The sequence below is a fragment of the Alkalihalobacillus sp. TS-13 genome (assembly GCF_019720915.1).
Taxonomy (GTDB): Bacteria; Bacillota; Bacilli; order Bacillales; family Fictibacillaceae; genus Pseudalkalibacillus.
On the sequence record NZ_JAHKSI010000001.1, the window covers coordinates 370,009 to 383,139 of the forward strand.

The window sequence follows — 13,131 nt, forward strand, 5'->3', positions numbered from 1 at the left end:
AAATTCCCCTCGACGCTTCGTTCGAAGTTTCTAAGAGAGGTTCGTTTAGAGTGGCAGGATGAGAATGACGCTGTGGCTTCGTATGCTGGTATTGCTAGTGATCACTATGAGGATGTGGCGCAACAGCTTTTGGATTTCCGGAAAATGTTTCCATTCCCTGTAGGTGGGGGAACCGAATGATCCTGTAAACCGTGAACGTGGGATTGAACTATTGAAAAAAGCAAAGGAATCCGAGCGGTTGGGAATTGAACCACTCCAGAAAATGTACGTTGAGCTGGATTGATGGATCATATTCAGAGTGGGGATGCCCCCGCTCTTTTTTGATGATTTTCGAAGGGGGGCACGAATGAACTAGATGAAAGTGCTCTATGAACACTTCATACGGCCACTCCTGAGCTGAAAACGGGATGAAAGTGCTCTATGAACACTTCATAACACACAACAGTGCTGAAAATTGCTAGAGTGACCAAATTTATCGGAAAAGTGAACAGAATCTCCACGAAAGTGAATGGATTCTCTCAAAAAGTGAACGGATTCTCCCAAACTGACCAGTTCAAACTCTGGTGTCAGAAATCACCTTTTTCATCTGGTATAGAGGAATGTTTCCTATTCTTCACGTATATATCCATAATGGAATGTTTTGCAATATTCAACTTTAGTCGGAACTTAGAATCTCACATCATGATGCTCTCTTTTTACACTAAAGAAAGTATTGAGTATAAGTGCAACAATAGCTCAGCCTTCGTTAAGGCATGGCTTTGCAAAATTTTCTTTATCTGAAAAATAGCCATTAAAGGCGGAAAAGGTGGGGTTTCTATGTCAATCTTGGATATGGATGCGTCGGAAATAGCCGCTGGGATCAAGGGCGGGAAAATGACATCTGAACAGGCTGTTGAGACATATATCAAGCATCTGCAAGCGATTAATCCAAAGTTGAATTGCCTGACAGAGGACCGGTTTGAAAATGCGCGACAAGATGCACGGCAAGCAGATCTTCTTTTGAAGGAAGGGCATTCGAAAGGAAGACTGTTCGGCGTTCCAATCAGTATCAAGGAATCCTTCAATGTGGAAGAAATGAAAACAACAGGGGGCCTTATACATCGCAAGGACTGGACAGCTGAAGAGGATGCAGAGGTTGTCCGTCTTTTAAAAGCAGAAGGTGCGATCATCCTAGGCAAAACAAATACACCTTCGCTATGTTTTTACCAGGAGACCGACAATCCAATATATGGACGGACGAATAACCCGTGGGATTTAGAAGTTACGGCTGGGGGATCAAGCGGAGGAGAAGGTGCCTTGATGGGAGCAGGTGGAGCAGCTGTCGGGCTTGGGGCAGATATCGGCGGTTCGCTCAGGTTTCCTTGCCACTTCAATGGTGTGGTCGGTTTTAAATCTGGGAATGATCAGGTCTCTCAACAGGGCAATTACCCATATGTGGAGTTTGAAGAGCAAAAGCGGATGTTGGGTATCGGAGCGATGGCGAAAAGCGTACGAGACACCCGACTCGTCAACGATATCATCGCAAAACATCAACCAACTTCAACAGATTTAAGTTCTTTTGAGCTTGTCATACCACAGTTCTACGCGTGTCCTTTAGGTGTTGAAACTGGCAGGCTCATCCGTTCGATAAAAGAAGAGTTTGAACAGGATTTTGCAATGCAGGTAGATGAACCTCCTTTATTTGAAGAGTCTGCTCTTATTTGGCAGCAGCTTATGTCGATGGATGGGGCGAAAGCTTTACGAAAACATTTGATAGTCAATGAAAGACAACCGAATCTGTATAGGGAGTTTTTTAAATCGAAGTATGCTCGCTCGGATATCCATTCTTATTTATCCTGGGCAATGATCGGAGCACGCATGTTCAAACCATCCGGCAGACGGTTGAATACACTACGGGAGCTCTTAAAGAAAGGTGATGACAGACTTCGGAAATATCTCGATCGCCGCTTGATCGTGATGCCCGTTTATCATTCGCCAGCTTCAATACATGGGCAATTGTACAAAGAACTTTTCTCCTTCCAAAAAACGTTCCTACGCTATATGCCTTTCATTGCGTATGGGAATACGTGGGGTTTGCCATCATTGATTGTCCCGGTCGGTGAAAGTTCGAAAGGCATGCCAATTTCGGTGCAGGTGATGAGTCGTGTTGGAAATGAAACTGCATTATTTGAATTTGGAGAGTTGCTTGAACAGCGGTATCGAGGTTATGTCCGTTGTAACAAACATGATGCTGTGAAAAAGGAAGAGGCCGCTGCTTATCTTGCATAAAAAAACTGACCCTTTTTTCGTCGTACCGCTCTTAGTAGAGTACCGTACAATATTGGATCAGCTTTCATTTCCGTATTGTGGATTTAAGGCAGCATCAAAATCTCTTTACATCGATTGATGGAGGCTTCAGTCGATCTGACAAGGCTGTAGTCTCCTTTTTCTTTGCGGATTTTCAGTGCTACTTGAAAGAGGGAGTAGGCTGCTTCGAATTCACCCTCATCGTATTTACATTTGCCATAGTGTTGATATAGAAAGTCTTTATATAGTTCGTACCGGGAATGATCATGGACCTTTTTTATCAATTCATTAAAGAGCTTGTTCGCTTTGTTGAATTCCTTTTGCCATTGATATGTATGAGCAAGTCTCAATTGGTTGATGAATACCGAAGATAGATTTTCCTTTAGGATATGTAGGTTGATAGCCTTTTGTAAAAACCGTTCACTGTCATCAAGCTCACCGATGATCCGCGAGTATACCCCTATTTCCCCATATATTTTTGCTTCCACATCAGGGTCTTCAACTGATTCAAGCTGTTCGATCATATGGTGCACGCCACATTTCATATCCTCGAAATCCACTGGTTTTTCTCGTAAATCCTTATCAAATGTGAATTCCATATTAAAAGGTATGCTATTGTTGTCCATCTGACGTTCTCCCTTCGTACGTATCTTCATGGACGTCGTTTCAATCTTTAAATATTTTCACACCCCGTTTTTCTAAAAAGGCTGCAGCACCTAGTGAAGCTTCCTCTTCAATACCGAATACCTGATATACATTCGCGGCCCAGCTTTTGCGATCGGTGAATTTCGATACTTCTTTCGTATATTCATTCTTTCTGGTGATGGTTTCATTGTTCAAATAATAGCAATACCTCGGTTTGAAGATGGTGGCGCTCAATCTCCTCATTACGATGTTATCGGATTCATCCAAATGGGAATGCTCGATATCTGTTGCAAAATCTTCGAGGGTAAGGGGACTCCAATCGATTTCTTTTTTTACGAATGATTTTCCGTCAGCATGCCTGTCAATTTCAAAAAGGGATGGGGATATCTTTCTTATAAAAATTTCTTCTCCAAGTTTCTTAATCCGTAAGTGTCCTTCTTCAGGCAACAGAACAGGAGAGAAGAGCGGGGCGCCATAGCCAACATCGACATAATAGTGTTCCTGTTCGTAGTGGATCATGATCGCCACATGTCCGGAGCGGACGCGAACGAGCGAGGCATTGTATCCGATTGCGTTGAGAAGTTTTGCAAAATGGATGTTCAATGGATAGCAAGTTCCTCCCCAGCCCATATTGGCACAGCGATTGATGAATTCCTCTGTATCATATATGTACCGCATACATACATCATCCTGGACGTAATGATACTTGCTGAAATTTTCGTATGGAATCGTATGTAAATGAGCCCTAATCAACGCCCGCAAATAATGTAAATCTTTTTGAGAAGCTTCTTTTACCTTTAAAATGTCCAAGTATTTTCTTGTCGTTCCTATTGAAAGGGGATGTTGAGACGTTTTCACGACAACCTCCTTAATGTGCGTGATCTTGATGTTAAAGAAAAAAACTGTTGAGAGATCAACAGCTTTACACCGTTACCTTCGCTTCCGATTCTGCAAGCTTTTTTAAACTCGTCATTTGTTTGTGAAGAATACGCTTTGTCAACCAACCGAACATGAACCCCATGATTTTAGTGAATGTATTGGCTGTACCCATTTCCGCACGATAATCCAGACGGGTCCCTTGTAGGGTTTCGTTAAGTTCATAATTAGCATTCACCGCAAAACTCTGATTGCCGATTTTGACAGCGATCAGATCAGGACGGTCATAAGCAATCACTTCACCATCATATTCAACCACACGACCGCCTTCTTTGATTTTCTGTTTAAACTTCGTGCCCACAGGATTTTCAGGATCATATAAACCTGCATAATAGGTTTCCTGCAACCCTTCCATCCAAATCTTTTGTTTTTCATTGTCATTGATACAGTCGAATACAATTTCTTTTGGCGCATGGATGTCAATTGAATATGTGAAATCGCTCAAAATAAACCCTCCCTTTTTTCCCTTTTCAGTTTATTTCTACAATAATGGAATGAATCCTCTATTGTCCATCTATTTTTATGAATTGGATTTAAGGGAAAATACGATTAGAGAAAGGGGAGAGCAGCTTGAAACCAAAGAGCTACCTTGATCAGTTTTACACCATCGATCAGGAAACTGGGGATTATTTTATCGAGATCGCAATCAAGGATTATGATGATATCTTCAATAACTGGGATTCCTCTGTTTATAATTTACGTGATTTGGATTCTAGCTTGAAGACATTTTTGAAGGATTGTTCACAAGACATCGCTCTCAATAAAAGTGTCGTCTTACGGTTTAATATTGAAGATGAACAGAAAGAGCCGATTCTAGAAAAGACTATCGTCCAGGGGATCCGTAATTATTTTGATTATAACGATCACATCATGAAAAAGAAGTTGTCGGAACGATGGAGGAAAACCCTGTTGTACGTCTTGATTTCCGTCCTTTTTACAGCCGCGTCCTTATATTTTAAAAACACGATGCAGTCCGAAGTGGTTGATCAGATCATCCTTCAAGGACTGACAGTGGGAGGATGGGTTTTTTTATGGGAGGCCTTTTCAATGCTCTTCATCCAAAGCAGCGATCTGTTGAAGAAGCGAAAGCGATATCGTAGATTGTTAGCCGCCCCTATCAAATTCAGATACAAGTTAAAATAGAAGTATCCAACATTATACAGCGTTCGGTATAATAGTAGTATCTGACAGTCGTTGAAGGGGAAGGGATCACTATGCCGAATATCGAAACAGAACGGTTGCGATTGATTGATTTTAAGTTGGAGCTTGTAGATGCGATCGTAACAGATAAAACTAAATTGAAGCCACACTTTGGTCTCGAAGCACATGAAGATTGGCCGATGAAGGATTATGCTGAAATTTTACCAATTAAATTAGAACAGCTGAGGGAAAATCCATCAAACGCGGTTTGGAGTGGACTGATTATTGAAAAGGAGACGGATCTCATCGTTGGAGATATGGGCTGTAAAGGTGGTCCTGATGCAGATGGGGTTGTCGAAATCGGATACAGCATTGTTCCTGAAAAACAAGGACAAGGCTTTGCCACGGAAATGGCGAGCGGTCTCATCCACTGGCTTTTTCAAGAACAAAAAGTGACCCAAGTGAAAGCGGATTGTCTGAAAACGAATGGTCCATCAATACGGGTGCTAGAAAAAATCGGCATGAAACAAATAGCTGAAGATGACGAATTATATTATTGGTCGATCAAGAATAACAGGTCATAGGAAAATGCGAGGTGTGGGGGATGTTTGAATATATCTGTGAGAAATGTGAGTGAATCGAATATGCCATCGAGCTGGAACCGAAAAAAACATGCCCCGAATGCGGATACTTCATGGAAACGAATGAATGTGAACCAGATTGAAAAATGATTGAGCGGAAGCCCCTTTTGTGGGCTTTTTTTGTTTTGGGAGATTATGTGCATTTGTGTTTGCCGTTACGGCCGAAAACAAGGTTCTTACGCCTGAAGTAAGCGGTTTTACGGGCAAAACGACAGGAATCGACCGAATTTGCTCTATCGAAATTAAGGTACAGAGTTTGCGCAACATAAATCTCATGCACAGAGAACCAAAACGTCTCCTCCAAAAGAAAAATGATAGTTTGTGAATGAAATTGAGTGAAAATGATTGAAATGTGAACGAAAATGATTTATCTTAAAACTAAAGGTGGTGTGAAAGTGCTTACAACGGAACGGCATGGAATCATTTTAGCGTTATTGAAAAAACAAAAGACGGCATCCATACATGATCTCAGTGATCACACTGGTGCTTCTATCTCAACAATCCGTCGCGATCTTGAGAAACTCGAGCAGGATGACAAGCTGAAACGCGTTCATGGTGGTGCTTCACATATCCATAACAATTTATATGAACCGAAACTGGCTGAAAAGCAAACTCTCAATGAATCAGCAAAAGCCCTAATAGGCAAAGCGGCAGCGGATATTGTTGATGATGGGGATTGCATTTTCATTGATGCGGGAACGACAACGAAACAAATCTTAACGCATCTGGAAAATAAAAACGTGGTAGTAGTGACGAATGCGTTTCATTTTGTCGATCCGCTTATCGAAATCGGAGTTGAAGTCCATCTGACAGGGGGGCGTGTGAAGTCGAAGACCGGAGCCCTGATCGGCGGCCAGGCAGAGGATACGCTAAAGGCTTTCCGATTCGATAAATGCTTCATCGGAATGAATGGGATCCACTCCAAACACGGGTACACGACACCGGACCCAGAGGAGGCACGTATCAAACGGCTTGCCCTGGAACTTTCCAAACAACCATATGTGGTTGTGGATGACTCGAAATTCCAAGAGGTATCTTTCTCGAAAGTTGCGGATACTAAAGCTGCAGCGATCATCACCAATCAACAGGAACATGCGATCTTACGAGAATTACAAAATACAACAACAGTAAAAGTGGTGAAAAAATGATTTATACAGTGACACTCAATCCTTCGTTGGATTATATCGTAGGACTTGAAGATTTAGAGTTGGGGAAAGTTAACAGAAGCGAAAGTACCGCTACCTTTCCTGGTGGAAAAGGAATCAACGTTTCAAGGGTTCTTAAACGGTTAGGTCAACCATCTTGTGCTCTTGGTTTTACTGGTGGATTTACTGGCGATTTCATCAAATCAGCTCTGGAGAAGGAAAAGGTCCAAATGGATTTTGTCCAGGTTGATGAAGACACAAGGATCAATGTGAAGATCAAATCCAGACATGAGACAGAAATCAATGGACCATCGCCAGAGATAAAAGCCGAACACCTGGATCTGCTTAAAAATAAATTCAATTCAATCACTCCGGACGATGTTGTCGTGATCGCGGGAAGCCTGCCTGAGAAATTGGAGCCTTCTTTTTACAGGGAGCTGATCAAACTGCTTCCAGACGGCACAAAGGTGATTGTCGATACGAAAGGCGTTCCGTTGAATCAGGCGATTTTAGCAAAACCATTCCTGATCAAACCGAATCATCATGAGCTCGCAGATCTATTCAATGTCGAGATCGAAAACAGTGAGGACGCAGAGGAATATGCAAGAAAATTGGTTGATGCGGGAGCGGAAAATGTCCTTGTTTCAATGGCTGGGGATGGTGCACTGCTCGTAACAGCGGACGGAAGCTATCTATGCAATGTGCCCAAAGGAACTGTCGTAAATTCCGTTGGTGCAGGTGATTCTGTAGTCGCAGGCTTTGTAGCAAAATATTTGCAAAGCTCAAGTATCATTGAAGCCTTCGGGTATGGTGTGGCAGCCGGAAGTGCGTCAGCCTTTTCGATGGAATTTTGTACGAAAAACGAAGTAGATGACCTGTTCAGAAGGATTCAAGTCCGGGAATTCGAAAAAGGAGGAGAATGAGATGGCTATTTCTGATTTGCTATCGAAAGTAGTACTGAAACTTGAAGCTGAAAATAAGAACGACGTGATTGATGAGCTTTCCAGTGCCCTTCATGAAGCTGGTAAAATCTCAAATCTAAATACATTCAAGGAAGCGATTTTAAAAAGGGAAATGGAGAGCACGACCGGTATCGGCGAAGGGGTAGCGATTCCACACGCAAAAAGCAGTGCGGTCAACGAGCCGAGTATCGTTTTCGGCCGTTCAGATGCTGGCCTGGATTATGAAGCGCTCGATGGCCAACCTAGTCATCTGTTTTTCATGATTGCTGTTCCAGAGGGTGCCAATAATGAACATTTAAATGCCTTATCAAAATTATCGAGTTACCTGATGGAACCTGGCTTCAAGGAAACCTTGCTAAAGGCTGAAAAAGAAGAGGATGTCTTCAATGCGTTCAAGGAAAAAGAACAAAGTGAAGGGGATGCTGACACGGAAAAGGAGGCCAGCACAGAGTCTGTCGATGACACAGTGGTCCGAAAGAAAATCGTCGCTGTAACAGCTTGCCCGACCGGAATCGCCCACACTTTCATGGCTGCTGATAACTTGAAAGCGAAAGCGAAAGAATTAGGTTATGACATCAAAGTGCAGACGAACGGTTCTGGCGGAGTGAAGAACGAACTGACGAAAAAAGATATCGAAGAAGCAGATGGCGTCATTGTAGCTGCGAGTACGAAGGTCGATCTTGAACCATTCGCAGGGAAGCCGCTCGTTCAAGCACCAGTCACTGATGGAATCCGTGAACCGGAGCGCTTGTTGAAAAAAGCTGCTGAAGGCGACGCATCCATTTATCAAGGAGATTCTTCTTCAAACCAAGAAGCGAAGGATTCTGGAGGCTCCAAAGGGAGAACTGGCTTTTACAAGCACTTGATGAACGGTGTTTCCAACATGCTGCCGCTTGTTGTCGGAGGCGGAATATTGATTGCGCTTTCATTCATGATTGATATTGACGGGAACAATCCTATCGCAAAATTGTTCATGACAATTGGAGGGGATAATGCATTCTTCCTGTTAGTTCCAGTCCTTTCTGGATTCATTGCAATGAGTATTGCCGATCGTCCCGGCTTAGCTCCTGGTCTGGTCGGTGGACTGATGGCAGCCAATGGAGGTGCTGGTTTCCTCGGTGGGTTGATTTCGGGATTCCTTGCTGGTTATGCAGTTGTATTGTTGAAAAAGCTGTTCCGTAACCTGCCTCAATCCCTTGAAGGCTTGAAGCCGGTTTTGCTCTATCCGTTATTCGGTATATTGATCACAGGAGTAGTGATGAACTTACTAATAGGTCCGCTTGGTGGGTTCAATGAATGGTTGAAGGATGCACTCAGCAGTTTAGGAACAGGAAATGCCGTCCTACTCGGCATCATCATTGGCGGGATGATGGCAATTGATATGGGAGGTCCGATCAATAAGGCGGCCTACACGTTTGGAATTGCACTCGTTGAAGCAGGGACATATGGACCGATGGCTGCAATCATGGCAGGTGGGATGGTCCCTCCACTCGGGATGGCAATTGCGACCACAATTTTCAAAAGCCGCTTCAACAAACAAGAGCGTGAGGCAGGAAAAACGGCGTATATTCTCGGAGCTTCATTCATTACAGAAGCTGCGATTCCATTTGCTGCAGCGGATCCTGTGCGGGTGATTTCAGCTTCGGTTGCTGGATCGGCCTTAGCCGGGGGACTCGCGATGCTTTTCGGAAACGCAACGCCAGCACCACACGGAGGGTTGTTCGTCATCTTAACTGTAGAGAACGCTATCCTTTATATCATCGCGATTCTAGCAGGAGCGCTGCTAACAGCCTTCTTGACTGGCATTCTGAAAAAATCAAAAACTGTCTAACGATTCATTATGATGTGGTGATCCTGTGTGGGGTCACCTTTTTTATCTGGACAAAAGTGGAGGATTTCTGGACAAAAATGCAAATTATCTGGACAAAAATCGAATTTATCGGGACAAAGATTAAGATTATCTGGTCAAAACTCGAATTTATCTGGACAAAGCCAATTTTGGCGCAAGATAATCTATGAAATTCCTATTCCTCTTCTTCATCTGTTTCTTCTGCAGCAAGCCAGGATAATGCTTCTCTGATCAGGTTGTTCATTTTTTTGTTGATGAATTCCTCTCCATATTTTTCTTTAGCGTCTTCTAAATCAGAAAGGACCCGATCATCTAACCGGATGATTGGTTTATCTTCTTCAATATCGTTAAAAAGTTCGATGATGGCATCAAGACCTTCTGACATCTTGTCAATTGAACGGCTGAACTCATTGTATTCCCGTTTGACCGCTTTCATAAGTGTTCCCTCCAACACATTAAAATAATGGTGATTAAGATCGTATAACTTTTCAGTTTATAGCTATAAGCGTCTCTAAAAAGCAGCCTGCGCTAATGCTTTGCCTAGTTTACCTACGGAACGAAATTCACGACACTCCTGCGGGAAAAGCGAGCCAAAAGAGACCCCCACTCTAATAAAGGATCTTCGACTAAATACCACCACGTCCTATGGTGAACGTCGAAGTCAGTACATCCTGTACAAGTACGTCGTGTGGTGAATGTCGAAGCCAATACATTCTGTTCAAGTGAGCAAGGAGGCTCGCGGATGTAGGTTAATGCAATGAAGTGATGTCTAGCTCAGCGACCAATCACTAGGATCATTTAAGACATCCTGCGGCGGTCACAGCCTCCACGTCAGTTTTCCAGTGACCTACGTGACTAATCGGGGCGCTTCTGCATTTCGTTCGCCCGCGGAAAGGGAGTGAAATTTTGTAGAGATCAGTAAAGTATAAAAATAAAAAGCACCCAGCATGAAGCTGGATGCTCTTCCCGGGGTTGATTAGTATCTTCCGCCCATTTGTTGTTGAGCCATTTGTACAAGACGCTTAGTGATTTCTCCACCAACAGAACCGTTAGCGCGAGAAGTAGTATCTGGCCCAAGTTGTACACCGAACTCTCCAGCAACTTCGCTCTTCATAGCGTCGATTGCTGCTCTTGCACCTTGAACTGCCAATTGGTTATTGTTTCCTTGCTGTGCCATTTGAATAGCCTCCTTCAATTGTCGTTCTAGATTGCGAAAAGGTAATTATGTACCTTTCAATCTAAGTATTTGAGAAATTAGGAAAACCATTCAAGGGAATTTATGGTAATTTATTTTGATATTTTATAGATTGATGTTATTTACAAAAAGCTGTTTTCGCATAGGTGTTGTTCTTGAGTTTGGAAATAGACTCGCTTTCAAGAGGCAATCTGCAAGGCTTTGAAAACACCATTCTTATGATGATTTATTAATATCTACATAACAGGTGAAAAATGTCGCTCCTTTACCAAGATCAGACAGTTCATCTGAGGTAAGGAAGTTGATGGAGTACCGTTCTTTTTGCGCATCATCCCACCATAATCCTTGCGTGATCAAAACCCCCTCTGAAACATCCTCTGTCACCTCAGCTTGCAGGCTGACAGAGCCTAAATCATTGAACAATTCAATAAAATCACCAGATTGGATGTTACGAAACTCCGCATCTGATGGATGGATAAAAACGACAGGTTTCTCAAGTGCCTGTAAGCTTTTCTGATTTGAAAATGTTGAATTGAGAAACTGATGATTTGGACCTGAAATCAGTTGGAAAGGCTTCTCTCGGTTCTCAGGGTGTTTCGTTTGATCGAGGAGACGATCAACTGAAGATGTCAGCTCAATCTTACCAGATGCTGTTGGAATTTTTTCAGGAAAGGTCGTTGTCTCATCCAGTTTCAATTTTGCCCAACCATCCTTTTTCAACTGTTCAAAGGTGATGCCGTTCAAGTATGGACTACTGCTGTTATCCAAAGCGTCGCGGATCATATTTTCCTCTGTATCTTGAAAGCATTCATCGTCATAGTCCATCCGTGCAGCAAGCTCTTTGAAAAGAGTGAAATTCGATTTACATTCTCCTAATGAGGCCATGACAGGCTCATTCAACTGGATATATAGATGCCAGTATGACTTGTATATATCCAGGTTCTCAAAATGGCTCGTTGCAGGAAGCACGATATCAGCATAACGGCAGCTATCAGTCAAAAACAGATCATGCACCACGGTGAATAGATCTTCTCTCATTAATCCTTTCCGGACGAGCTTCTGATTTGGGGCGACCTGAGCAGGATTACTGTTATAGATGAATAGGGCTTTGATCGGATCGGCTGTATCTTGGAGCGCTAGTCCGATTTGATTCATATTCGTCGACGGACCTGCAGGGTTAGGATGAAGGTCAGGACGTTGGAGTTTGTAGGTATTCCATTCTGCGTATCCTGCATTCCCTTTCAATGCCCCTCCGCCAATCTTTCCCCATTGACCAGTCAAAGCGGGGAGACATGATATCAACCTTGTGCTCCTCCCGCCATTTTTATGATGCTGAAGTCCATTACCTATCCTTAAGAAAGATGGTGAAATCGTGCCATACATTTTTGCAAGTTCATGCAATTGCTCTACCTTCAATCCTGTCAGCGCGGAAACCTTCTCAGGTGGATATTCCTCTACGCGTTTTTGTAAATCTTCATATCCACTCGTATAGCGGTTGATGAAAGTGCGATCAATCCATTCGTTTTTTATGAGGAGATGCATAAGGCCAAAAGCGAGTGCATCATCTGAACCAGGTTTGATTTGGTAAAAGTGATCCGCCCATTTGGCAGTACGGTTACGATGGACGTCGATGACGACGATCCTAGCCCCATTTTTCCGTGCTTTATTTGCGTAAATCACCTGATGAAGGTTCGTACTGATCAAATTGCATCCCCAGACGATGATCACTTTGGAATGGATCGTTTCTTCAGGATCTATTCCGACTGCTTTCCCCATTGTGACTTTATACCCTTCAGCGCCTGCCGTATTGCAGATAGTACGTTCAAGGTTACGAGCTCCCATGCGGTTGAAGAATCGCCGGTCCATGCCTTCACTATTGATGATTCCCATATTTCCGAAAAAGCTGTACGGAAGGATCGCTTGACTCCCATGTTTTTCGATGATCCTCTTGAAACGTGAGGTGATCTCTTCATACGCCTGGTCCCATGTAATCCGTTCAAACGAAAAGTCACCCTTTTTCCCTGTTCGTTTCATCGGATAGAGGAGGCGATCTGGATGATGGGTCCGTTCAGGCATCTTCCGTACTTTATGACAGATCGTCCCATTTGTGACAGGGTGATCCGGATTTCCATCTACTTTCGTGATTTTTCCATTTTCCTTCTCTACCAGAAGACTGCATGTATCTGGGCAGTCCAATGGACAGACGGCGCGATGGTAGGTTTTCGTAGTCAATGCAGCTGCTCCTCTCTTAATGTGAATGTGATTTTAATAAAGATTAACATTTTACAGAAAAAAATATAAGCATTTTGCAGGAACTCATCAGGTAGATGTC

At 43.1% G+C, this 13,131-nt stretch carries 12 protein-coding genes; 6 read left to right on the forward strand and 6 right to left on the reverse strand.

Translation table 11 applies throughout. The features are described from left to right. The first annotated feature begins 816 nt into the window (after nt 1-816). Nucleotides 817-2,268 carry an amidase gene (locus KOL94_RS01865; RefSeq protein ID WP_260412169.1) on the forward strand — a complete coding sequence of 484 codons (1,452 nt, stop codon included), beginning with the start codon at nt 817-819 and terminating at the stop codon, nt 2,266-2,268. An 83-nt stretch (nt 2,269-2,351) separates the two neighbouring features. Here KOL94_RS01865 and KOL94_RS01870 read toward each other — a convergent pair whose 3' ends face one another. The 3 genes from KOL94_RS01870 to KOL94_RS01880 form a co-directional block, all read right to left on the reverse strand. Beyond that, nucleotides 2,352-2,942 carry a tetratricopeptide repeat protein gene (locus KOL94_RS01870; protein WP_260412170.1) on the reverse strand — a complete coding sequence of 197 codons (591 nt, stop codon included), beginning with the start codon at nt 2,940-2,942 and terminating at the stop codon, nt 2,352-2,354. 10 nt (nt 2,943-2,952) lie between these two features. Next, nucleotides 2,953-3,789 carry an arylamine N-acetyltransferase gene (locus KOL94_RS01875; protein WP_221563568.1) on the reverse strand — a complete coding sequence of 279 codons (837 nt, stop codon included), beginning with the start codon at nt 3,787-3,789 and terminating at the stop codon, nt 2,953-2,955. Nucleotides 3,790-3,853: 64 nt separating this feature from the next. Then, nucleotides 3,854-4,312 carry an SRPBCC family protein gene (locus KOL94_RS01880; protein WP_221563570.1) on the reverse strand — a complete coding sequence of 153 codons (459 nt, stop codon included), beginning with the start codon at nt 4,310-4,312 and terminating at the stop codon, nt 3,854-3,856. 125 nt (nt 4,313-4,437) lie between these two features. Here KOL94_RS01880 and KOL94_RS01885 point away from each other — a divergent pair, with 125 nt between their 5' ends. The 5 genes from KOL94_RS01885 (at nt 4,438) to KOL94_RS01905 (ending at nt 9,586) form a co-directional block, all read left to right on the forward strand. Beyond that, the gene (locus KOL94_RS01885; RefSeq protein ID WP_221563572.1) at nt 4,438-5,010 is read left to right on the forward strand and encodes a hypothetical protein; all 573 of its coding nucleotides are present in this window, start codon (nt 4,438-4,440) and stop codon (nt 5,008-5,010) included. 71 nt (nt 5,011-5,081) lie between these two features. After that, nucleotides 5,082-5,591: a GNAT family N-acetyltransferase gene (locus KOL94_RS01890; protein WP_221563574.1), complete on the forward strand. Its 510-nt coding sequence runs from the start codon at nt 5,082-5,084 to the stop codon at nt 5,589-5,591. Nucleotides 5,592-6,010: 419 nt separating this feature from the next. Continuing rightward, nucleotides 6,011-6,796 carry a DeoR/GlpR family DNA-binding transcription regulator gene (locus KOL94_RS01895; protein ID WP_260412171.1) on the forward strand — a complete coding sequence of 262 codons (786 nt, stop codon included), beginning with the start codon at nt 6,011-6,013 and terminating at the stop codon, nt 6,794-6,796. Continuing rightward, on the forward strand, nt 6,793-7,716 hold the full coding sequence (gene pfkB / locus KOL94_RS01900; RefSeq protein WP_221563576.1) for a 1-phosphofructokinase: 924 nt from the start codon (nt 6,793-6,795) through the stop codon (nt 7,714-7,716). Before KOL94_RS01895 ends, pfkB begins: the two co-directional genes overlap by 4 nt. A 1-nt stretch (nt 7,717) precedes the next feature. Further along, complete coding sequence (locus KOL94_RS01905; protein WP_221563578.1) at nt 7,718-9,586, forward strand: PTS fructose transporter subunit IIABC; 1,869 nt, start codon at nt 7,718-7,720, stop codon at nt 9,584-9,586. A gap of 193 nt (nt 9,587-9,779) precedes the next feature. Here KOL94_RS01905 and KOL94_RS01910 read toward each other — a convergent pair whose 3' ends face one another. The 3 genes from KOL94_RS01910 to KOL94_RS01920 all read right to left on the reverse strand — a co-directional run bounded on the left by KOL94_RS01910 (nt 9,780) and on the right by KOL94_RS01920 (nt 13,031). Further along, nucleotides 9,780-10,040, reverse strand: a complete 261-nt coding sequence (locus KOL94_RS01910) for an atypical membrane-integrating protein (Mistic protein) (protein WP_221563580.1) — start codon at nt 10,038-10,040, stop codon at nt 9,780-9,782. 540 nt (nt 10,041-10,580) lie between these two features. After that, nucleotides 10,581-10,781: an alpha/beta-type small acid-soluble spore protein gene (locus KOL94_RS01915; RefSeq protein WP_221563582.1), complete on the reverse strand. Its 201-nt coding sequence runs from the start codon at nt 10,779-10,781 to the stop codon at nt 10,581-10,583. Between the two features lie 234 nt (nt 10,782-11,015). Beyond that, nucleotides 11,016-13,031 carry a molybdopterin-dependent oxidoreductase gene (locus tag KOL94_RS01920; RefSeq protein ID WP_221563584.1) on the reverse strand — a complete coding sequence of 672 codons (2,016 nt, stop codon included), beginning with the start codon at nt 13,029-13,031 and terminating at the stop codon, nt 11,016-11,018. Nucleotides 13,032-13,131 lie beyond the last annotated feature (100 nt).